This is a genomic window from Polynucleobacter sp. QLW-P1DATA-2, assembly GCF_001870365.1.
Classification (GTDB): Bacteria; Pseudomonadota; Gammaproteobacteria; order Burkholderiales; family Burkholderiaceae; genus Polynucleobacter.
This window is the reverse complement of sequence record NZ_LZMQ01000003.1, coordinates 21,583-44,899: the sequence shown is the minus strand read 5'-3', so window position 1 is coordinate 44,899 and position 23,317 is coordinate 21,583. Positions and strand designations below refer to the sequence as shown.

Here is a 23,317-nt window from a genome sequence, read left to right as displayed (position 1 = left end):
TAAGGATTAAACTGCGTCACTCATTGCTTGCGAAGCAAGCTGAGCACTGGTGCGTCCGAAGCGCCGCTCGCGCTGACTAAACCAATCAAAGGCTTTATGTAGCTCTGCCTCATCAAAGTCGGGCCATAAAACATCCGTGAAATATAACTCGGTATAAGCCAGTTGCCACAACAAGAAATTACTCACGCGTTGTTCACCGCCTGTGCGAATAAATAAATCTGGCTCCGGAGCATATGCCATTGAAAGATGAGGCTGCAGTAGCTCTTCGCTAACTTCTTCAGGCTTTAAGTTAGGGTTGGCCTCCAGGCAATGGCGCATCGCCTGCAAGATATCCCAACGACCACCATAATTTGCAGCAATCGTGAAGGTGAGCGCCTTACATCCAGCAGTCTTCTCTTCTGAAAACCGCACCATATCTTGAATAGCAGAATCAAATCGACTCAGATCACCGATCAGCCGCAATGCGATATCGTTGTCAGCAAGACGCGAAACCTCGCCCTTAAGCGATTTGAGAAAGAGCTTCATTAAAAAGCCCACTTCTTCGGGTGGGCGGCGCCAATTTTCTGAGCTAAACGCAAATACCGTTAAGTACTCAACGCCTAGCTTGCGGCATTCTTGAACAATTTTACGAACCGCGCCCAAACCTTCTGAATGACCTGCCACACGGGGCATCATCCGCTTACTAGCCCAACGCCCATTACCATCCATGATGATTGCAACATGGCGAGGGATAGCATTGACCTCTGGTATCGCCTGTGTGGAGCTAAGGTGTTGGGTCATAAAAAATAAAGCTCATTACGGCCTTAAACCGTCATGATCTCTTTTTCTTTTTCAGCAATGATCTTGTCAATATCAACCACTGCCTTATCGGTCATCTTCTGAATCTCATCAGTAGCACGACGCTCTTCATCCTCTGAAATTTCTTTGTCTTTAGTTAAGCGTTTGAGGTGCTCATTTGCATCGCGACGCAAGTTACGCACAGCGATCTTTGTATCTTCGCCTTCGCTCTTGACCACTTTAGTCAGCTCACGACGGCGCTCCTCAGTCAAAGCAGGCATTGGCACACGAATCACAGTGCCCTGTGAAGCGGGATTCAAGCCCAAGTCAGAATCTCGAATTGCTTTCTCAACTACCGCAACCATGGTCTTTTCAAATGGTTGAACATTGATGGTGCGAGCATCGGCAAGACCCAAGCTAGCCACTTGACTCAACGGGGTTGGATTGCCGTAATAGTCGACTTGAATATGCTCCAAGATTCCTGGGTTAGCACGGCCAGAACGAATTTTTGCTAAGTTGGTTTTCAAAGCCTCGAGAGACTTTTCCATCTTTTGGTTGGTATTAGTTTTAATTTCTACTGCAGACATCATGCCTCCTATTAAGCGTGCACCAAAGTACCTTCAGCTTCACCCTGCACTACGCGCATTAATGCGCCTGGCTTCAGAATTGAAAATACTTTAATTGGTAATTTACGGTCACGGCACAATGCAAACGCTGTAGCATCCATGACTTGTAAGTTCTTGATGATTGCCTCATCAAATGTGATGGTCTTATATAAAGTTGCCGTTGGGTCTTTTACTGGATCGGCGCTATAGATGCCATCAACCTTAGTTGCCTTAAGCATGATCTCCACCCCCATCTCGGCACCACGCAAAGCGGCAGCAGTGTCAGTTGTAAAGAATGGGTTACCTGTACCCGCAGCAAAGATCACCACCTTGCCCTCACCCATCGCACGAATCGCACGAGGACGAATATAGGGCTCTACCACTTGGTCCATTCTGAGGGCAGACTGAACCCGAGCTTCAACCCCTTTTTGACGCAAAGCATCTTGCAATGCGAGTGAGTTCATCATGGTCGCCAACATTCCCATGTAGTCGGCTGTTGCACGATCCATGCCTGCAGCACCGCCCGCAACGCCGCGGAAAATATTTCCGCCGCCAATAACGATGGCAAGTTCAACACCGCTACTGACTACTTGAGCAATTTCAGAAACCATGGAATCGATGGTGACTGGATTGATGCCAAAAGCATCATCTCCCATAAGGGCTTCACCAGATAATTTGAGGAGGACGCGTTTATAGCCTGGCATATTTTGATTTTCCGTAATTTGCTAAGTACTTTACATACTTAGCTTATTGATCTTTAAGTACTTTTTAATGTCTTCGCCAAATTATAAAGGGCTTGCTGGAGATCAAACAAAAGGGCACAGAAACTAAGGTTTCCATGCCCTTTTGGGTATTACCAAGCTAACGGGGATAGCCCCAGACTAGCTAATTAAGCAGTTGCTTTAGAGGCAGCAGCCACCTGAGCAGCTACTTCAGCAGCAAAGTCGTCTTGGCGCTTCTCAATGCCCTCGCCTACAACAAACATAGTAAAACCTTTAACTGTTGTATTGGCGGCCTTGAGCATTTGCTCAACGGTTTGCTTATCGTTTTTAACGAAAGTTTGGTTCAATAAAGAAACCTCTTTGAGGTACTTCTGAATAGAACCTTCAACCATCTTCTCAACGATTTCTGGTGGTTTGCCAGATTCAGCAGCCTTTTGAACGGCAACGCTACGCTCAATCGCAATTGATTCAGCAGGAACGTCGGCCATAGACAAAGCTACCGGCTTCATTGCTGCAACATGCATAGCAACGTCTTTAGCAGCAGCGTCGTCACCTTCAAACTCAACCACTACACCAATGCGGGTGCCATGGAGGTAAGAAACTAACTTATTACTTCCAGAGAAACGCTTAAAGCGACGTGGCATGATGTTCTCACCGATCTTACCAATCAATGCGCTACGAACTTCATCAACAGTTTGACCGTTCAAAGGCAATGCGAGCAAAGCTGCAACGTCAGCCGGGTTCTTTTCAGCAACCAACTTTACGCAATCATTGACGAATGCCAAGAAGTCATCGTTCTTAGAAACAAAGTCTGTTTCACAGTTCACTTCAAGCAATGCGCCAGTGCTGCCATTGATTGCAGTGGCAACGATACCTTCAGCAGTAACACGTGAAGCGGCTTTACCAGCCTTGCTACCCAGTTTGACACGCAGAATTTCTTCTGCACGAGCCATATCACCGTCAGCCTCTGTCAAAGCTTTTTTGCACTCCATCATCGGAGCATCAGTTTTGGCGCGTAACTCGCCAACCATTGCAGCGGTAATAGCGGCCATTATTCAGCTTTCCCTTCTTCAACGAACTCTTCTTCGCCTTCTTTAACTGCTGTCAAGATTTCTTGAACAGAGTTTGCTTTGCCTTCGAGGATTGCGTCTGCAATGCCACGTGCATAGAGGGTTACAGCCTTGCTAGAGTCATCATTACCAGGGATGATGTAATCAACACCTTCTGGTGAGTGGTTGGTATCCACAACAGCGATCACTGGAATACCAAGCTTGTTAGCTTCAGTAATAGCAATCTTGTGATAACCAACGTCCACTACGAAAATCGCATCTGGAACACCATTCAAATCTTTGATACCGCCAAGCGCTTTTTGCAACTTATCGAGATCACGATCATTGGTCAAAGCCTCTTTCTTGGAAAGCTTTTCCCAGTCGCCAGCTTCTTTAGCAACTTCCATATCCTTCAAACGCTTGAGGGAACCTTTAACAGTTTTAAAGTTAGTGAGCGTACCGCCCAACCAACGGCTGTCGATGTAAGGCATACCAGCACGAGCAGCTTCTTCAGCAATGATCTCGCGTGATTGACGCTTAGTACCAACAAACAAAATCGTGCCACGATTAGCAGCAACTTGTTTTGCAAATTTCAGGGCGTCCTGAAACATTGGCAATGTTTTTTCCAAGTTGATGATGTGGATCTTATTGCGATGACCGAAAATAAATGGGGCCATCTTTGGGGACCAGAAGCGTGTTTGGTGACCAAAATGGCAACCGGCTTCCAGCATTTGACGCATAGTTACTGACATAACTTCTCCTAAGGGTTGTTTCTAAAGTTGAGTCCTAGCTGCGCTAAAAAACGCCACCCTGGAAGGCTCAACTCGCGATTTGAAGTCCAAAATAGACCTGAGAACGAAATTATAGCTTAAATATCAAGGATCTAGCCAGCCTTACCCTTACTTACCAGCAGATGGGGAACCCCAAAATCGCTTCAGAATGCATCAAAATGAGGAATACTGCCTAAATTTTAAGCAAATAAGCCAAACCAAAGGGACTCAAGTCGTTGATAATCAAGGAATGAATAGTGTATTTACTGCAGAAAAAGACATCCAAGGGATGCGAGAAGCCGGCCGTTTGGCCAGCGAGGTGTTGGACCATGTAAGCCCCCACGTTGTTGCTGGGGTAACTACTGGCGAACTAGATCGGATTTGCCATGAATATATGCGTGATGTTCAAAAAACAATTCCCGCGCCACTAAATTACCAACCTCCTGGCTACCCACCCTTTCCTGCATCGATTTGTACTTCAGTGAACGATGTGATTTGTCATGGCATTCCTGGAGAAAAAGTTCTTAAAAATGGTGACGTAGTAAATCTAGATATCACCGTCATCACTCCAGATGGTTACTATGGTGATACCAGCCGCATGTTTATGGTTGGTGAAGTATCAGTCATGGCAAAGCGCCTAACCCAAATTACTTTTGAATGTATGTGGCTTGGTATAGCTCAAGTCAAACCCGGCGCCTCACTGGGTGACATTGGTCACGTGATACAAACGCATGCAGAAAAAGCGGGTTATTCGGTTGTCCGTGAATATTGTGGTCACGGCATCGGAAAAGTATTTCATCAAGATCCTCAGATTCTGCATTATGGTCGACCAGGAACCGGTGAAAAACTACAAGCCGGCATGACATTCACCATTGAGCCAATGATTAATGCTGGTCGTCGAGATATTCGCACGATGCCGGATCAATGGACGGTTAAAACCAAAGATCGCAGCCTCTCTGCTCAATGGGAACATACGCTTCTGGTAACTTCAAGTGGTGTTGAAGTATTGACCTGGTCAGAAGGCAGCAATCCTCCGCCTGATTGCGTTAAAGGCCTTGCTTTTGGGCCTGCTGTAGCCAACATCTAAATTGATGAGCAAGCCTCCAGTGACAAACAAAATTACTGATGCTGCTGGATTGCGTGCTGCCCGAGAAATTGCGTACGCTGAATTCAAGCAAACTCAGGCCGTTGGAAAACTCACTAAGCAACTTAGCAAACTGACTGACCAACTGCTAAGTCAACTATGGAATAACTGTGGCTTAAATAATGAAGCTACTTTGGTAGCGGTTGGCGGCTTCGGTAGGGGCGCCCTATTTCCTTACTCTGATATTGATATCTTGATCTTGCTTCCAGCAGATGTTAAGTCAGCTGAGTCCCTATCAGCAAAAGTGGAGCAATTCGTTGCTAGCTGCTGGGATACCGGACTGGAGATTGGCTCCTCAGTCAGAACTGTTGCTGAATGTATCTCTGAATCCGAACAAGATATTACCGTGCGCACTTCTTTGCTTGAGGCGCGCCTCATCTGCGGCATGAAAATACTTTTTAAAGAGTTTGCTACTGCCTTTGAATCTGCGATGGACCCAAAGATATTCTTCCAAGCAAAACAGGCAGAACAAATTCAGCGGCATTACAAGCATCAGAACACCCCCTATTCTCTTGAGCCCAACTGCAAAGAAAGCCCTGGTGGTTTACGTGATTTACAGGTTATTTCTTGGGTCAGTAAAGCGGCTTTACTCGGTGACACCTTTAAAGACCTAAACCAAGCAGGTTTAGTGACGCAGCGTGAGCTTACGGAATTAAACCGTAACCAACGTTTTCTAGAAACCCTTAGGGCTAATCTGCATCTACTAGCTGGTCGGCGTCAAGACGTCATTGCTTTTGACTTGCAGGCACCCCTTGCCAAAGTCATGGGTATTGAAACTGACTCATCACGCCAGGCTAGCGAAGCGATCATGCGTCGCTACTACTGGGCAGCAAAAGCCGTTACCCAGCTAAACGATGTATTGATGCAAAACATTGAGGCCCTGCTGTTTCCACAAGAATCAAAAACGATACTTCCCATCCCTGGTGAGGGGAATGAGTTCTTCATTGAGCGTCAAGGCGTCTTGGATATCACTGATCCACAACTGTTTCAGAAGCACCCCGAGCAAATTTTGCGAACCTTCTTAGTTTTTGCACAAACCGCTAACGTCAAGAGTCTTTCTGCCACTATCTTTAGAGCGCTATACAACGCTCGTCAAAAAATGGATAGCAAGTGGCGTGCCAACCCCGTTAATCGCGCCTTATTTATTGAGATCCTTAAGCAGCCTGAAGGTGTCAGCCGCGCATTCCAACTCATGAATCGCAGTAGCGTCTTAGGAAGGTGTTTGCCTGCCTTTAGAAGAATTGTTGGGCAAATGCAGCACGACTTATTTCACATATACACAGTCGATCAGCATATTTTGATGGTCTTGCGGAATGTCCGTCGTTTCATGGTGGTGGAATATACCCATGAGTTTCCTTTTTGCAGTGGCCTCATTGCCCATTTTGAGAAACCTTGGTTACTCGTGATTGCAGCGCTATTTCACGATATCGCCAAAGGGCGCGGCGGGGATCACTCTCAACTGGGGAAAGCCGACACACGCAAGTTTGCAAAAGATCATGGCCTAGATAAACAAGACACTGAACTTTTAGTGTGGCTTGTTGCAGAGCATCTAAATATGAGTCAGGTGGCCCAGAAGCAAGATATTACTGATCCAGATGTGATTAGAGCCTTTGCCAAGAAAGTCGGCGATGAGCGCCACCTCACTGCACTCTACCTTCTTACGGTTGCAGATGTCCGCGGCACCAGCCCTAAAGTTTGGAATGCTTGGAAAGGCAAATTACTAGAGGACCTCTATCGCGCAACTCTGAGAGTATTAGGCGGTGCGAAACCAGATGCCAACTCAGAGCTAGCTCAACACCAAGAAGAGTCCAAAACCAAACTCCGTCTTTATGGCATTAACGATGAGTCCTATGAGGAGTTATGGAAACAATTAGATGTTGCATTCTTCCTCAGGCAAGACTCATCAGACATTGCTTGGTTAACTCGCCATCTTTATAACAAAGTAAATAGCGATGAGCCGATTGTGAGAGCAAGACTATCACCTATTGGCGAAGGTTTGCAGATAGCTGTCTATGTTAAAGACCAAGAAGATCTTTTTGCCAGAATCTGCGCCTACTTTGAAAGACATGGATTCTCAATTTGGGATGCCCGCATTCATACGACTCGCCATGGCTACGCTCTTGATACCTTCCAAATCTCTGGTAGCAATCTAGTTGATGAAGGCGGTAGTTATCGCGATCTCATTCAACTGGTTGAGTTTGAATTAACACAAGCATTAACAACCGCAGATCCACTACCCAACCCAAGCATGGGTCGCCTCTCTCGGCAGTCACGCACCTTCCCAATTCAACCGCGGGTTCACATGGTTCCAGATGACCGGGGTCGCTATTACACCCTGGCTCTCTCTGCGAGTGATCGTACAGGCCTGCTCTACACCATCTCTAGAGTGTTAGCCAAACATCAAGTATCGATTCATACAGCAAGGATTAATACTCTTGGTGAGCGAGTGGAAGACATTCTTCTTTTAGATGCTGCTAACTTGGGCAAGAATCCAAAGCTACAGATCCAGCTTGAGACAGAGTTGTTGGAAGCTTTAGGGGCTTAATCCCTTATTTCAATAAATCCAGCATTGCGGCTTCATCAATCACTGGCACACCCAACTCTTCTGCTTTGGTGAGCTTGCTACCAGCATCTGTGCCCGCAACGACATAATCCGTCCTCTTAGAAACTGAGCCTGCCACTTTGGCCCCTGCTTTTTCAAGTAGATCTTTAGCTTCATCTCTTGTGAGGGTTGGAAAAGTTCCCGTTAGGACAAATGTTTTGCCTGCTACTGCTGCACTAATGATTTTTTCCTCAACAGCAAGCTGCATTCCAGATGCGAGAAGTTGTTCAATCACCTCACGGTTATGTGCTTCTTCCATAAAACTCGTAATGGAGTCTGCTACTACTGGGCCAACGTCCTTCACAGTCAGTAGGTCGTCCATGCTGGCATCCATGAGGGCATGCATGGACTGATAGTGGTTGGCCAAATCCTTTGCAGTAGTCTCGCCCACATGACGAATACCCAAAGCGAAGATAAATCTAGCTAGAGTGGTATTTCTGGATTGGTTAATTGCCTGAATCAGATTGTCTGCTGACTTCTCGCCCATGCGCTCTAGATTTGCTAAGGCAGAAAATCCCAACCTATAGAGATCTGCTGGTGTTCTAACGAGATTTTGATCCACTAATTGATCCACAATCTTCTCACCTAGACCCTCAATATCAAGCGCCCTTCTATGAGCAAAGTGAATTAACGCTTGCTTACGTTGTGCACCACAAAATAATCCACCACTGCATCGCGCTACCGCCTCATCAGCTAAGCGCTCAATATGAGAATCGCAAACCGGACAGCGGGTAGGCATGACAAACTCTAGCGCATCTATTGGTCGGCGATCTTTAATCACTGATACCACCTCAGGAATGACGTCTCCTGCCCTACGCACTGAAACAGTATCACCAATGCGCACATCCTTGCGTTTGACTTCATCTTCGTTGTGCAACGTAGCATTGGTAACAGTGACACCACCCACTTCGACTGGAGCTAGCCTTGCTACTGGAGTAATTGCGCCCGTACGACCTACCTGTACATCAATTCCCAAAACAGTAGTCAATGCCTCTTGAGCTGGATATTTATGTGCCAAGGCAAAACGTGGAGCCCTAGATACAAAGCCAAGCTTTGCTTGTTCTGCAAATGAATTGACTTTATAAACAACCCCATCAATGTCATATGGCAAGGAATTACGCTTAGCGCCAATCTCGTTATAGAAGGCTAAGATTTCATTTACGGAGTGCAGCACTTTACGCTCTGCACATACTGGCAAACCTAATTCTGCATAAGCATTAAGCAATTCTTCATGTGTTTTGGGCAACCAAGACTGTGGCTCAAGGGCGCCTAGGCCATAGGCAAAGAAAGAAAGTGGTCTTTTGGCGGTGATCTTGGAATCTAGTTGGCGCAGGCTACCTGCAGCAGCATTACGAGGATTGGCAAACTCTTTTTCACCTGTAGCCGCCGCCTGTTGATTCATTTTTTGGAAATCTTTGAGATACATAAAGACTTCACCACGAACTTCTAAAACTTGAGGAATATGCTTACCTGTTAACTTCAGTGGAATAGCGCGAATAGTTTTGATATTTGCCGTAACGTCCTCGCCGCTGGCACCGTCGCCCCGGGTTGCTGCGGTGACCAATAAGCCATTTTCATAACGAAGGGAAATAGCTAAGCCATCAAACTTCAGCTCTCCAGCATAGGTCACATGATCTGCATGCAAAGCCTCTCGACAACGTCGATCAAAGGCAATCAGTTCTGCGTCCTCAAATGCGTTATTGAGTGAAAGCATCGGCACTTGATGGGTAACTGAATCAAATTCTTTTAAGGCTGCACCGCCCACTCTTTGAGAAAGTGACTCTGATGTTACCCACTCAGGGTGATTCGCTTCAATCTCCAATAACTCACGATAGAGTCGATCGTATTCAATATCGGGAAGGAGTGGATTATCTAAAACGTAATATGCATGCTCAAGACGGGCAAGCTCGGCTTGTAAAAATGCGTAACGCTCCGCTAAATTTGTCGGACTATTAGACGACAAGATAATTCCTTAACTAAATAGTCTGCTAGCTGTTGAAGAGCCTGCTGGAATGCCGTATCTCTCAAGATTGGCATAGAGCACATCCAAGTGCTGACGAATACTAATGACTGCTGCCTCGCTTAAATTAATTCCATTGTCATCAACCAAACGGCCATTGGCGACCTGAGCAATCTCAACACCCTCACCCAACATTCTTTCAAAGGCGCGATCATCTTGCCGCACCAAGGGAACTTCTAGAAGTAGTGTGAGTTGAGTAACAGGCTTATTGGGATCTAAGTCAGCGCTATTAAAGATGGATTTACCGTTACTGTGAAACTCATAATACCTACCGTTACGAGCCAATTTGAATCCGCGTTGACGCATTAGGGCATCAAAATTGCCCCAAGGACAAGACTCATCAAACAGCACATTGATACTCAACTGAATATCGCTATCTGCCGCCATCACATCTAACTCTTTGGCACTTTCCAGCATAGTATTAACACTAGGCATATCTATTTGAGAACCCAAGGTATCAGCAAGCGCTTGTGCGCGAGAGCAAAAATCAGATAACTCTAAAACACCAATAGCGCCGCGACGGCCAGCTAACTGAATGGCGAGCTGGAGCTCAGAATAAGTTGATTCTGGCTTTAACTCTTCCCAGTCTTCAGCGGCATCTTGGTCAGCATTTAAGCCTTCACATATCCACCTTGCGGATGGCTTTCCATGCAAATCATTCCAAGCAGAAATTTCTGCCAAGATTTCTGCGCCGCTGATACTCTCATCAAACCGGAGTGTTATGACGCAATCAATACGAGGATCAATTACAAATTTTTCGGGAGTGCTTGTAGCGCTCGATAATGGTTCACCAAAACTAGGTTCTGCACGTTCGCCAGCATCTGCAAAACCCTGCCCAAAACTGGGCTCACGAGCAAAACGCTCATCCGTAGCATATTGGTTCTGCTCTTTTGCCTTACGACGAGCACGTGAGTATTTGAAATTCAAGATTGCTACTACAATCAAGATCAATAACCCGATTGCAGCCAAAGCAAATTGCAAATCAGACAGTCCCAGCATCGTCATGATTTGTTCTACGTACACTTAGGCAGCCTCCACCATTGAAACGGCTGAAGAAATGTCCACAGCAACAATGCGGGATACGCCTTGCTCTTGCATCGTGACACCAATCAGTTGATTAGCGATTTCCATAGTGATCTTGTTGTGCGAGATAAACAAAAACTGTGTCTTATCTGACATTTTGGCAACTAGCTGAGCATAGCGCAAGGTATTTGCATCATCTAATGGCGCATCCACCTCATCTAATAAGCAGAATGGGGCTGGGTTCAGGAGGAATAGTGAGAAGACCAGAGCAATAGCAGTCAATGCTTTTTCACCACCTGAGAGCAAGTAAATGCTGCTATTTTTCTTGCCTGGAGGTTGAGCCATCACTTGTACACCGGAGTCCAAAATCTCTTCACCAGTCATCACCAATTCTGCATGGCCACCACCAAACAGCTCGGGGAACAGTTTGCCAAAGTGGCTGTTTACTTGATCAAAAGTGCCTTGCAACAAATCACGAGTCTCGGCATCGATCTTCGCAATAGCGTCAGTCAAAGTCTGCATTGCTTCATTCAAGTCAGCGGATTGGGCATCCAAGAATTGTTTACGCTCACGTGAGCTAGACAATTCATCAAGCGCGGCCATATTTACTGGGCCTAAAGACTGGATTTCTGAACTCAAACGATTGACTTCAGTTTGCAAGGCGCCTACTTTAAGGTCAGGACTGAAATTCGCTTCCAAAGCAATCAAGTCTGCTTCTGCATCCGCTAATAAAGTAGCAAATTGCTCGAAATTTAAACGAGCTGCTTGTTCACGGAGCTGCAAATCCACCACCTTGTCACGCATAGGCTGTAAGCTGCGCTCAACCTGCATACGCGCTTCATCCGCTTCACGCAATTGATGCAATAAGGCGTCTTGCTCAGTACGGGCATTTGCCAAAGCAGCCTCACGAGCGCTACGGGCAAGTAAAAGACCTTGTAACTTATCTTGCGCCTCTTCGTCACTTAAAGTCTCGAGCTCTTTAGTAGCTAGATCATGTTTATCTTGAATCTCCATGATCTGTGTGCGAGCTGTACTTTGATCACGCTGCAAGTCAGCAATGCGCTGTTGCAATGAGCGGGTTGCAAAAGCTGCCTCTTGCGCAGCCATCTCAGAAACCCGTAATGATTCACGTAAACGATCTCGTTCTTGGGTCGAGAGTTCTAATTTTTCTTGAGCGGTTGCCAGTGCTTCTTGGAAGCCTTGTTTAGACTCTTCCGATTGCGCTAACTCTTCATTAGCCTGCTCTTGAGTCAGGCTTAGCTGCTCCCCTTGCTGGCGCAGCTCACTTAACTCACCCTGAATTTGTGCAGCGCGTTGACTGTACTGCTCTTCAGCTTGAGTCAACTGCATTCTTTCCACCTCAAAACCATGTGCCTCTTGAACAGCCTGCTCAGCGTTAATGCGGGCTTGTTCTGCCGCTTGATGAGCTGCTTGATAGTTAGCAACGCATTGATCCAACTCGCCTTGCAATTCACTTTGCATGAGTTTTTGTGCGCGCAACTGCTTCTCAAGACTTTCCATCTCTTGAGCGCGCGCCAACATGCCCGCTTGCTCAGAGTCTGCTGCATACAACTGAACACCAACGCGACTAACCAAGTGACCTTGTTGAGTTACGAACGCACCACCTGCTGGTAATTTTTCACGGCGGTGCAATGCATCTTCTAAGCTGCTAGCAATATAAATATTGTCTAGCCATTCTTGCAGCACTGAAGTTAACCTTGGTGCGCCAGCACTTTGAACGCGGCTCAACAAAGGCGTGAAATCTGCTGGGACTGTAGTGTGCGCAGGCGTAATTTCATCGGCCAGCAAAATGGCTAAGCGGCTTGGGGGCGCATCATTGGCCAATGCCAATGTTTCTTGAACGCTCTTTGCGGTAACTGCCGCCAGGCGTTCACGCAAGACTGACTCTAGAGCAGCTTCCCAGCCACTCTCTACCTTGAGCTCTTGCCAGAGACGCTTACTTTCTTTGAGACCCTTACTTTCTAGCCATGGACCAATCTTGCCTTGGGCTTGAACGCTTGCTTGCAAAGCAGTTAATGCAGTGAGTTTTGCCTCAGTCTGTGCCAACTCTTGGTTAGCAGCCTGGATTTTTTGTTGGGCAGTATTACGAGCCTCATCAGCGGCAGGTACACGTTGTTGTGTTTCGCCAGCACGCTGCTTTGCTTCTTCCACCTTGCGTTGCGCCATAGTGTGACGATCCATCGCCATTTGCAAAGCTTCTGCATCCGGTCTGCGCATTCCATCCAACTCACCTGTCAAGCGTGTTTCACGCCCTTTAAGTTCATCAGATTGAGCTGACATTGCACGAATACGCTCACCCAAACTAGCAAGGCGCTGCTCAATCGTTGCCAATGTTTCGCGCGCATGATTTAAATCCCGTGAAGCCGTTTGATAAGCCTCTTCGCATCCTGGCATTTGCTCTTGTAAACCACTTAAGCCTGCCAATAAAGTTTGTTCTTTTTCTGAAGCTTCGCTTAACTCATATTCAGCAGTGCGCTGCGCTTGAGCAGCATCCGTCTCTTGCACGGTCCAGCGCTGCAACTGCGCTTGCAAATCTTGGGTTTGTTGTTGTAAGCGTTGACGTGCTTCTTGCACGTAATGAATCTGTGACTCAACTTGACTAACATCAGAGTTCGTTTGATAAAGCTCGCCTTGGGCCTCTGATACCTTGTCTTGCAATGCGTATTGTTGGGTACGCATAGTCTCCAGCTCAGCCTCGGCATGGCGTAGCTTAGCGGTCTGCTCCTCAAGCCCTACCTGAGTATCCCGAATACCATTCGCATGGCGCTCCTGCTCTTTACCGGCCTCAGTTTGGCGAACAAACCAGAGTAGCTGTTGCTGCGATTTCATCAGAGTTGAAAGCTCTGCATGACGCTCGGCAACAGTGGCTTGTTTTTCCAGGCGAGTGAGCTGTTGATCCAACTCACGCAAGATATCTTCAACGCGAGTCAAATTTTCAACTGTGTCCTCTAAACGAGAGGCAGTTTCTTTGCGACGTTCTTTGTATTTAGAAACACCAGCTGCTTCTTCTAAGAACACACGCAATTCTTCTGGTTTTGATTCTAGGATGCGATTGATCGTACCTTGACCAATAATGGCATAGCCTCTTGGACCCATACCTGTACCCAAGAAAATATCTTGAATATCTTTACGGCGAACAACTTGATTATTAACGTAGTAACTCGAATTTCCATCACGAGTTAGAACACGTTTAATACCCAATTCTGTAAAAGCGCCCCACTGTCCTTGAGCACGTCCTTCTGTATTGTCAAAAATGAGTTCCACACTAGCGCGGCCAGAAGGCTTGCGCAATCCTGAGCCGTTAAAAATAACGTCCTGCATAGATTCGCCGCGTAGTTCACTAGCGCGGGATTCACCCAAAACCCAGCGGACGGCATCAATAATGTTCGACTTTCCACAACCGTTAGGGCCTACAACACCAATTAATTGGCCAGGCATTTCAAAATGGGTTGGGTCAACGAAAGACTTAAAGCCGGAAAGTTTGATGGATTTCAGTTGCACGGCGTACTTTGCAGGGAAAAAGGAGGTTCAAATAAAGGGGTAAAAATTACATCTAAAGTGGGAAGATGATAGCAAGCTTGAGGCTACTTAGACGCCTTTTTGCCCCATCGATATAATGATAAATCTACCTCCAGGGACAAAATCCCTTAACAATCTGATAGTTAACTGAAAAGCATGAGCCAATCACCACAAAGCATCATCGAACAAGCCTGGGAAAACCGCGCAGACCTCTCACCCAATAGTGCCCCAGCGGACGTCCGCGAGGCCGTAAACGCCGTCTTAGAGGGCCTCAATGCAGGCACTATTCGCGTTGCCGAGCGCCGTGATGTCGGCAAGTGGGAAGTAAATCAATGGGTTAAGAAAGCCGTCTTGCTCTCATTCCGCCTAGAAGACAACAAACCGATGGGCGCTGGTGGTTATACCCAGTTCTACGACAAAGTTCCTAGTAAGTTTGAAAACTACACAGCAGCGGATTTTGCCGCAGGTGGTTTCCGCGTGGTTCCCCCTGCAATGGCCCGCCGTGGCTCATTTATTGGCAAAAATGCTGTTTTAATGCCTTCTTACGTCAATATTGGCGCTTATGTAGGCGATGGCACCATGGTCGACACCTGGGCAACCGTAGGTTCTTGCGCTCAAATTGGTAAAAAAGTCCATCTTTCTGGTGGCGTAGGTATTGGCGGTGTTTTGGAGCCAATTCAGGCTGGTCCTGTGATTATTGAAGACAACTGCTTTATTGGCGCCCGTTCTGAGGTCGTCGAAGGGGTTGTTATTGAAGAAAACGCTGTTCTCTCCATGGGCGTCTATATCGGTCAAAGCACCAAAATTTATGACCGTGAAACTGGCGAAGTACATTACGGACGGGTTCCTGCAGGTTCCGTAGTGGTTCCAGGCTCCCTTCCATCTGCTTGTGGCAAATACAGTTTGTACGCTGCCATCATCGTAAAGAAGGTGGATGCACAAACTAGAGCCAAGACTGCCATCAACGAACTTCTCCGCGACTAAGCAAATTATCTATGAGCGCCACTCTCGAGCTTACTGAAGCTCTCATCTCCTGCCATTCTGTTACACCAGCCGATGGTGGCTGCCAAGATTTAATTGCCAAACGCCTACAAGCCATTGGCTTTCACACCGAAAGTGTTGTGAGCGGACCCGATCACTTTCAAGTAACTAACTTGTGGGCGATCAAAAAAGGGAAAGCTGGCGATCAAGGCAAAGTGCTCGTGTTTGCTGGTCATACCGATGTTGTACCAACAGGTCCACTAGATAAGTGGACGAGCAATCCATTCACGCCAACCATTCGCGACGGCATGCTTTACGGCCGTGGTGCTGCTGATATGAAAACCTCTTTAGCTGGTTTTGTTGTAGCCACCGAAGAGTTTGTCACCACCCATCCTGATCACGAGGGATCGATCGCCTTCTTAATTACGAGTGATGAAGAGGGGCCTGCGAATGATGGCACTGTCATCATGTGTGAGCGCCTTCAAAAGCATGGTCAGCGCTTAGACTACTGCGTTATCGGCGAGCCAACTTCAGTAGATCAACTTGGCGATATGATTAAGAATGGTCGTCGCGGCTCGCTATCTGGCAAGCTCAAGGTCAAGGGTATTCAGGCACATATTGCCTACCCTCACTTAGGTAAAAATCCGATTCATCTTTCCGCTCCAGCAATTACCACCTTAGTAGAAACCGAGTGGGACAAAGGCAATGAATATTTTCAGCCAACCAGTTTTCAAATTTCAAACGTTCATGCAGGCACTGGCGCAAACAATGTCATTCCCGGTGAATTAGTTGTGGATTTCAATTTCCGCTTCTCTACTGAGAGCAAACCAGAGCAGCTGCGCGAACGTCTGGAAACAATCCTCAAAAATGCTGGCCTAGACTTTGAAATTGACTGGGTCTTAGGTGGTAGTCCATTTATCACCGGCGACGGCGATCTTGCGGGTGCTCTGCGCAAGGCAATCAAAGCAGAAACTCAAGTAGATACTGAGCTTTCTACTACGGGTGGCACTAGCGATGGTCGCTTTATTGCCAAGATCTGCAAAGAGGTTGTAGAGTTTGGCCCACTGAATGCCACTAGCCATAAGATCGATGAGTGCGTCATTGTTGATGATGTCGTGCCACTCAAAAATATTTATCGCAAAACGCTAGAGCAACTTATTGCTTAAGCCGCCCACCTCCCTTTTCTTCTAATACCCAATTTATCCATCATGGACCCTGAGCCTTCTCAAGCCCTTACAGTAAATCAGTGCATCGATCAGATTGCTCAGAAACTAGAGGCAGCAAATTTGCATTATGGGCATGGTGCCATCGATGCGCAAAGCGAAGCTTTATGGATTGTGAGTAAGCAAATTGACCTTAGTCCTACGGAAGCCTTAGATCATCTAGAGCAAATACTCTCCAGTGAACAGTACCAAAAAGCGCTAGCGATTGCAGAGGAAAGAATTACCACCCGTAAACCCCTTGCCTATATCTTGGGTGAAGCATGGCTAATGGGTGTGCCATTCTTTTGCAGCGAACAGAGTATTGTTCCCCGCTCATGGATTGCAGAGCTGATTGTGGATGGCTCCCTTGAGCCATGGCTGCCGGCAGACGGCAAAGCCTTAGACCTGTGCACTGGGAATGGCTCCTTAGCCATCTTGCTAGCGCTTTCCTGCCCAGATATTCACGTGAGCGCATGCGATATCAGCATGCCAGCCCTCTCCGTTGCAGCACGCAACGTTGACCGTCACCACTTGAACTCACAGGTAGAGCTTTTAGATGGTGATCTTTGGGATGCTTTGCCCGAGCCTAATGAAGACAACCTGTTTGATCTCATTATTTGCAATCCACCGTATGTAAATGCCAGTTCAATGAGTGCACTTCCCGCTGAATATCATGCTGAGCCAGTACTTGCGCTCGCTGGTGGGGATGACGGCATGGATCTCATTCGGCGAATCATTGCGCAAGCACCCGATTATCTTTCGGAACGCGGCGCCATTCTGCTTGAAATCGGCAATGAGTATGAGAACTTTAAAAAAGCCTTCCCACAAATTCCAGCAATCTGGATGGAAGTATCTGCTGGCGAAGAGCAAGTACTTTTAATACAGGCTGAAGACCTGCGCTAATTGGATCAGGCAAGAACTAACTGAGCTCGGCCGCTGCTGCGATAGCTTGATCAATACGCTCTACGGGAATCACTTTTAAGCCTGGAATTTTGGTCTTGGGCATATTTGCTTTTGGAATGATTGCCACGGTGAAACCAAGTTTTGCTGCTTCTTTTAAGCGCTCTTGACCACGCGGGCATGGTCGTATCTCTCCAGCCAAGCCTACCTCGCCAAACACAATCAGTTCTTTAGGTAATGCGCGATTGCGAATCGATGACTGAATAGCTAAGAGCACGGCCAAATCAGCGGCTGGCTCAGAGATCTTGACGCCACCTACTGCATTTAAGAAAACGTCTTGATCAAAACACGCTACTCCAGCATGACGATGTAAAACTGCTAAAAGCATTGCCAAGCGCGCCTGCTCCAGACCAACTGCCAAGCGGCGTGGATTGGGTACATGCGCCGTATCTACCAGCGCCTGAATTTCAACCAAGAGCGGCCTGCTGCCTTCTTGTGTTACCAAGACACAAGCGCCGGGAACCATTTGCTCATGTTGCGATAAGAAAATTGCGGATGGATTGGTGACGCCACGTAGACCTTTTTCAGTCATCGCAAATACGCCGAGCTCATTCACCGCACCAAATCGATTCTTAATAGATCGTACCAAGCGAAATGAGGAATGCGTATCGCCTTCAAAGTACAGCACGGTATCAACAATATGCTCCAAAACACGTGGGCCAGCCAAGTGACCATCTTTAGTAACGTGACCCACCATCAATACACAGATACCGCTAGATTTAGCCGCCCTCGTCAATTGCGCAGCGCACTCTCTTACTTGTGCCACAGAACCAGGGGCCGAACTCAACACCTCAGAGTACAAAGTCTGAATAGAGTCCACAACCAATACCTGAGGTTTAACGGTATCCATAATGGAGATCAGTTTCTCTAACTGAATTTCTGCCAAGACTTCAAGTTGTGGCGCATCCAAAGCAATCCGTTTTGCACGCAAGGCAATTTGTGCTGCAGATTCTTCACCACTACTGTAGAGCACATTCATACCGGCAGAGCTCATTTCTGCTAGTGCTTGCAACAAGAGGGTTGATTTACCAATTCCCGGGTCGCCACCGAGAAGCACAACACCACCAGGAACTAAGCCTCCGCCCAATACGCGGTCAAACTCTTCCACGCCAGTACTGAACCTCGGCAAATCTTCAGCAGTAATAGCGGAAAGCTTTTGTCTTGGCAGTGATTGCGCTAATCCTTGAAAACGCGCATTCGATGTTGTCTCTGGTAGCCCTTCTTCCATCGTGTTCCAAGACTGGCAAGATGGGCATTGGCCCTGCCATTTTGCAGAAGTGCCGCCACAAGACTGGCAGATGTAAACCGTTTTGACTTTAGCCAAGAGATGCCTAATAAATGAGATTGAAACGAATGGGGTTAATCGAGCTGAGTGCCAGCTTTATTCTCTTGAGCGCGTTTAGGTGCATCTTTGCGACGTTGCTCCAAATCAGCCGCTCTAGCCGCTGCTGCTTTTTGCTTGTCTTCGAACTCACGTTGATTATCGACTCGTTCAGCTGCTTTTTCTGAGGAGGCACGCTCCGCAATCCGCTTTTGATCATCCTGATCTTTAATACTCTTACGTAAATTGCGTTGCACTTCATGCAATGCATGTTCTTGCTCGCCGATCGGATCAATCTCCTTACGATAATCAGCTCTCGCACTACGCAGACAGTAGTTAACCCAATAATTTTGATAACACTCTGAAGAGGCTTTACCCCAACGATACTTAGCCCAGTCGCGTTGGAGTTCTAATTCTTGCTCTATCTTGTCTAATTTTTTGAGCTCAGCCTCTTCTGCAGGAGTAGCTAAAGCAAGCCCACTAAGAGTGGCGCTGAACAAAAATATTACCGAGAATATTTTTGAGCAAGAAAAAATATCTTGCCTCAAATTTCCACCTTAGCACCCAACTCAACTAGACGGTTTGCTGGAATTTTGAAGAAATCAGATTGACGGCCCGCATTTTGATACATCCAAGCAAATAAGCGCTCACGCCATATGGCCATGCCAGGCAAGCTAGTTGGGACAATTGTGTCTTTTGAAAGAAAGAAGGAAGTATTCATCAAATCAAATTTCAAATCAAACTGACTTTCAAGCAGCGCCAAAATTTGATTGGCATCCGGAGTTTCTTTAAATCCATAGACTGCGCGGACCACATAAATGTTTGGACCCAACTCTTTCAGGGTAAGCCTTTGGTCATCATTAACATAAGGCACGTCCCAGATACTGCATTTAAGGAAAAAGACTCGATCATGCAGGATATGGTTATGTTTGAGGTTATGTAAAAAAGAGACCGGAAGGTAGTCCACATGGGCAGTAAGGAAAATAGCAGTGCCCTCAACGCGATGTGGCGGGTTCTGTAATAAGCTGGTGATAAATGTATCCAGTCGAATTCCCTCGTCGAGAACGCGTTTACGAACAATTTGACGGCCCTGGTACCAAGTCATCATCAACAAGAAGCAGATCGAAGCAATCGCTACCGGGAACCAACCACCCTCAAGTAACTTGACAAGATTAGCAGTGAAGAAACCAATATCAATAATCAAGAAGCAGCTAATGATGATGGCGACTAGGAAAGAATTCCATTTCCACAGGGCCTTCATTACCACCGCAGCCAACAAAGTAGTTAAAAGCATCGTGGTCGAAACAGCAACCCCATAGGCATTGGCTAAGTTTTCCGACTTCTTGAAAGCCAAAACAATACCAATCACCACAAAGCAAAGCACCCAATTAATAAAGGGCACGTATATCTGACCTTTTTCTTTGTCGGAAGTAAATGCAATCTTCATGCGCGGTAAAAAGCCAAGCAAGATAGCTTCGCTTGTCATAGAGTAAGCCCCAGAGATACAGGCCTGAGAGGCGATGACCGTTGCCAAGGTTGCCAATACAACCAGGGCAAAAGTATAGGATTCTGGGACCATCAGAAAGAATGGATTTGCAATTGTTTCTGGATGGGCTAGGAGCATTGCTCCTTGACCAAAATAATTAATCAGCAAACAAGGCATTACCAACAAGAACCAACCGTATTTGATTGGGCGAATTCCAAAATGACCCATATCAGCATATAAAGCTTCAGCACCAGTCAGAACCAAAAAGATTGATCCAGTGACTGCAAAAGCAATCCCAGCATCCTGAGTCATAAATTTAAATGCGTGAATCGGATTTAAAGCAGCAATAATTTGCGGCGCATCCTGAATCTGATTAAAGCCCATCAAAGCTAATGAAGCGAACCAAACCAACATCACAGGACCAAAAAGCGCGCCCACTACTGAAGTCCCTTTTTTCTCGAACAAAAACAGGCACAACAAAATCCCAATCGTGATTGGCAGTACGTACGGGATAAAGCTATCAGATACAACAGTGGTGCCCTCAATAGCAGAGAGTACAGAAATGGCGGGCGTAATCACGGCATCGCCATAAAAAAGGCAGGCCCCCAAAACGCCGACGATCATGATCACAATCGATCGCTTGGAATTGGTCTTTGCGGTTCGCAAAGCAAGCGCCATGAGAGACAAAATACCGCCCTCACCGTGATTATTTGCGCGCATCACAAACAATAAATACTTGAGCGATACCACCAAAATGAATGACCAAAAAATCATTGAGATCACACCAAAAATAGAATCCGGCGTCATCGGAATGCCATTTTGAGGATCAAAGCAAACTTTTAGAGCATAGAGCGGGCTAGTGCCGATATCGCCAAACACAATACCAATTGCGCCAAGTGCCAATGTCGCCAAGCCACCTTTCTGGTGATGGTCTGAGCCTTGTATATCCACGGGGCGTAATATTTCTGATTGCGAAAATTCAGGATTACTAACTGACATGAATCATCCTTTTATAGGCTAAATATTCAACATATTGCGTGGCAATATGTTACTCCTTATCAGCAGCTATTAAATTTGAAATTTCCACTTAAAAACTGCTTATTTATGCTTCTTTCGCAGGAATACCTCGACAGAGAGGTCCAAAAAAATGGTAGAATTTCAGCTTCAGACGCGGGGTGGAGCAGTCTGGCAGCTCGTCGGGCTCATAACCCGAAGGTCGTAGGTTCAAATCCTGCCCCCGCAACCAAGATTTATTCATTAAGCCCTTAATTTTTAAGGGCTTTTTGCTTTTCTGGCCACTTAGAACTGCTCCACTTCCAAAGCATTAGTGGAATGACCGCCTTCAACAATGGAAGTAGCTAGGGCCCCGGCTTGCGGCAATAGGTTTTCTGCAAAGAAACGGGCTGTTGCTATCTTGGTATTGTAGAAAACAGGATCGCTGTCACGCAGACGTTCAGCTGCCAATAAGGCTCGTGCCATTTGCCAGGCACCCAGTACCAAGCCTGATAAGCGCAGATAAGCAAAGCTACCGGCATAGACGGCTTTGGTATCGCTCTTCGCATTTGCCAAGATGTAGGCTACAGCCGCTTCAAATGCAACACGTCCTGCGCTCAGTTGTTTAAGAACCGCCTTTGCATCTGCTGTACCGCTGGCAGCAAGCTCCTTTTCGGTTTCAGCAATTCTTTGTGAAAGTCCCTCTGCAGTAGCTCCGCCGTCACGAACCGTTTTCCTACCAACTAAATCGTTTGCCTGGATCGCAGTCGTGCCTTCATAAATCGTCAAAATTCGGGCATCACGATAGTGTTGTGCCGCCCCCGTTTCTTCAATGAAGCCCATACCACCATGAACTTGCACGCCTAAGCTAGCAACTTCAATCGACATCTCGGTTGAGAAGCCCTTTACGATCGGCACCAGGAATTCATATATGGATTGATTGGATTTACGTACAGCTTCATCTGGCGCAGCATGTTGCGCATCGTATGCAGCGGCAGCGTAATACGCTAAGGCACGAGAAGCCTCTACATAAGCGCGCATTGTCATCAACATGCGCTTGACGTCTGGCTGATGAATAATTGCCACAGGACCAGCAGAGCCACCTAAATCACGACTTTGCACGCGATCCTTAGCGTATTGCACCGCCTTTTGATAAGCACGCTCCGCAACGGCAATGCCTTGCATGCCTACCGCAAAACGAGCTGCATTCATCATGACGAACATGTATTCGAGGCCGCGATTTTCTTCGCCAACCAAATACCCAATAGCGCCACCATGATCACCAAACTGCAATACTGCTGTTGGACTCGCCTTAATACCGAGCTTATGCTCAATCGAGACACAATGAACATCATTGCGCTCACCCAATGAGCCATCAGCATTTACTAAAAACTTAGGCACTACAAATAAAGAAATTCCTTTAACACCCTCAGGGGCATCTGGTGTTCTGGCTAACACTAAATGAATAATATTCTTAGCCATATCGTGCTCACCATAGGTGATATAGATCTTGGTGCCAAATATCTTATAAGTACCGTTGCCCTCAGGCACCGCTTTAGAACGCACCATCGATAAATCAGAACCCGCTTGTGGTTCAGTTAAGCACATGGACCCGGTCCACTCACCAGCGATCATGCTCGGCACAAATTGCTCTTGTAACTCTGGGCTCGCAGCAGTCAACAAAGCTTCAATTGCGCCGTCAGTCAACATCGGGCATAAAGCAAAGGACAGGCTAGCGGAATGGACCATCTCAAAACAGGCAGTCGCAATGAGTTTTGGAAGGCCTTGGCCACCAAACTCCGCAGGATGAATAACGCCTTGCCATCCAGCAGAACCAAATTGCTCAAATGCCTCTTTAAAACCAGGAGTTGTTATGACAACACCATCTTTTAGTGAGCTTGGCTTTTGATCGCCAATCCAGTTCAGCGGCGCGACCACATCTTGATTGAACTTGGCGGATTCTTCCAAGATGGCTGGCGCTAAATCAACATCTGCACCTGCCTCTGCATAGGAAGGGTAAGCCACTACTTCAGATAGCCCCGCTAATTCATTCATTACGAACAACATATCTTTAACGGGGGCTACGTATGGCATTACTGCTCCTATGATTTGAGATCAATCA

17 protein-coding genes and 1 tRNA gene are annotated in these 23,317 nt (G+C 46.8%); 6 read left to right on the top strand and 12 right to left on the bottom strand.

The genetic code is table 11. From position 1 onward, the window contains the following. Positions 1–6: 6 nt before the first annotated feature. From uppS to rpsB, 5 genes are all read right to left on the bottom strand, one after another. Positions 7–780, bottom strand: coding sequence for a polyprenyl diphosphate synthase (gene uppS / locus A9236_RS02770; protein ID WP_071467761.1), 774 nt, complete (start codon positions 778–780; stop codon positions 7–9). 23 nt (positions 781–803) lie between these two features. Beyond that, the gene (gene frr, locus A9236_RS02765) at positions 804–1,364 is read right to left on the bottom strand and encodes a ribosome recycling factor (RefSeq protein ID WP_071467760.1); all 561 of its coding nucleotides are present in this window, start codon (positions 1,362–1,364) and stop codon (positions 804–806) included. 11 nt (positions 1,365–1,375) lie between these two features. Then, the gene (gene pyrH, locus A9236_RS02760) at positions 1,376–2,086 is read right to left on the bottom strand and encodes a UMP kinase (RefSeq protein WP_071467759.1); all 711 of its coding nucleotides are present in this window, start codon (positions 2,084–2,086) and stop codon (positions 1,376–1,378) included. Positions 2,087–2,271: 185 nt separating this feature from the next. After that, positions 2,272–3,156 carry a translation elongation factor Ts gene (gene tsf / locus A9236_RS02755; protein ID WP_071467758.1) on the bottom strand — a complete coding sequence of 295 codons (885 nt, stop codon included), beginning with the start codon at positions 3,154–3,156 and terminating at the stop codon, positions 2,272–2,274. Then, complete coding sequence (rpsB, locus tag A9236_RS02750) at positions 3,156–3,905, bottom strand: 30S ribosomal protein S2 (RefSeq protein ID WP_071467757.1); 750 nt, start codon at positions 3,903–3,905, stop codon at positions 3,156–3,158. The genes tsf and rpsB overlap by 1 nt, the downstream gene beginning before the upstream one ends. A 268-nt stretch (positions 3,906–4,173) precedes the next feature. Here rpsB and map point away from each other — a divergent pair, with 268 nt between their 5' ends. Together map and A9236_RS02740 are read left to right on the top strand one after the other, a co-directional pair. Continuing rightward, on the top strand, positions 4,174–5,010 hold the full coding sequence (gene map / locus A9236_RS02745) for a type I methionyl aminopeptidase (RefSeq protein WP_071467853.1): 837 nt from the start codon (positions 4,174–4,176) through the stop codon (positions 5,008–5,010). A 4-nt stretch (positions 5,011–5,014) separates the two neighbouring features. Then, positions 5,015–7,612: a [protein-PII] uridylyltransferase gene (locus A9236_RS02740; protein WP_071467756.1), complete on the top strand. Its 2,598-nt coding sequence runs from the start codon at positions 5,015–5,017 to the stop codon at positions 7,610–7,612. Positions 7,613–7,616: 4 nt separating this feature from the next. Here A9236_RS02740 and ligA read toward each other — a convergent pair whose 3' ends face one another. The 3 genes from ligA to smc are packed head-to-tail and all read right to left on the bottom strand — an operon-like array spanning position 7,617 to position 14,234. Beyond that, positions 7,617–9,632, bottom strand: coding sequence for an NAD-dependent DNA ligase LigA (ligA, locus tag A9236_RS02735; RefSeq protein WP_071467755.1), 2,016 nt, complete (start codon positions 9,630–9,632; stop codon positions 7,617–7,619). Between the two features lie 9 nt (positions 9,633–9,641). After that, positions 9,642–10,712 carry a cell division protein ZipA C-terminal FtsZ-binding domain-containing protein gene (locus A9236_RS02730; protein WP_236638671.1) on the bottom strand — a complete coding sequence of 357 codons (1,071 nt, stop codon included), beginning with the start codon at positions 10,710–10,712 and terminating at the stop codon, positions 9,642–9,644. Next, on the bottom strand, positions 10,713–14,234 hold the full coding sequence (gene smc, locus A9236_RS02725) for a chromosome segregation protein SMC (protein ID WP_071467753.1): 3,522 nt from the start codon (positions 14,232–14,234) through the stop codon (positions 10,713–10,715). 174 nt (positions 14,235–14,408) lie between these two features. Between smc and dapD the strand changes: the two genes are divergently transcribed. Genes dapD through prmB form a run of 3 tightly spaced genes read left to right on the top strand, consistent with a single transcriptional unit; the run spans position 14,409 to position 17,338 of the window. Next, positions 14,409–15,236, top strand: a complete 828-nt coding sequence (dapD, locus tag A9236_RS02720) for a 2,3,4,5-tetrahydropyridine-2,6-dicarboxylate N-succinyltransferase (RefSeq protein ID WP_071467752.1) — start codon at positions 14,409–14,411, stop codon at positions 15,234–15,236. 11 nt (positions 15,237–15,247) lie between these two features. After that, positions 15,248–16,399 carry a succinyl-diaminopimelate desuccinylase gene (gene dapE / locus A9236_RS02715; protein ID WP_071467751.1) on the top strand — a complete coding sequence of 384 codons (1,152 nt, stop codon included), beginning with the start codon at positions 15,248–15,250 and terminating at the stop codon, positions 16,397–16,399. A gap of 42 nt (positions 16,400–16,441) precedes the next feature. Beyond that, entirely contained in the window at positions 16,442–17,338 is an 897-nt protein-coding gene (gene prmB / locus A9236_RS02710) for a 50S ribosomal protein L3 N(5)-glutamine methyltransferase (protein WP_071467750.1), read from the top strand. A gap of 16 nt (positions 17,339–17,354) precedes the next feature. Here prmB and radA read toward each other — a convergent pair whose 3' ends face one another. The 3 genes from radA to A9236_RS02695 are packed head-to-tail and all read right to left on the bottom strand — an operon-like array spanning position 17,355 to position 21,201. Next, the gene (radA, locus tag A9236_RS02705; RefSeq protein ID WP_071467749.1) at positions 17,355–18,719 is read right to left on the bottom strand and encodes a DNA repair protein RadA; all 1,365 of its coding nucleotides are present in this window, start codon (positions 18,717–18,719) and stop codon (positions 17,355–17,357) included. A 35-nt stretch (positions 18,720–18,754) separates the two neighbouring features. Then, positions 18,755–19,216, bottom strand: coding sequence for a hypothetical protein (locus A9236_RS02700; RefSeq protein ID WP_236638670.1), 462 nt, complete (start codon positions 19,214–19,216; stop codon positions 18,755–18,757). 44 nt (positions 19,217–19,260) lie between these two features. Continuing rightward, positions 19,261–21,201, bottom strand: coding sequence for a potassium transporter Kup (locus tag A9236_RS02695; protein ID WP_083398911.1), 1,941 nt, complete (start codon positions 21,199–21,201; stop codon positions 19,261–19,263). 170 nt (positions 21,202–21,371) lie between these two features. Here A9236_RS02695 and A9236_RS02690 point away from each other — a divergent pair. Next, a tRNA-Met gene (locus A9236_RS02690) sits at positions 21,372–21,448 on the top strand. Between the two features lie 53 nt (positions 21,449–21,501). Here the strand turns inward: A9236_RS02690 and A9236_RS02685 are convergent. After that, on the bottom strand, positions 21,502–23,289 hold the full coding sequence (locus tag A9236_RS02685; RefSeq protein WP_071467747.1) for an acyl-CoA dehydrogenase: 1,788 nt from the start codon (positions 23,287–23,289) through the stop codon (positions 21,502–21,504). Positions 23,290–23,317: the final 28 nt, after the last annotated feature.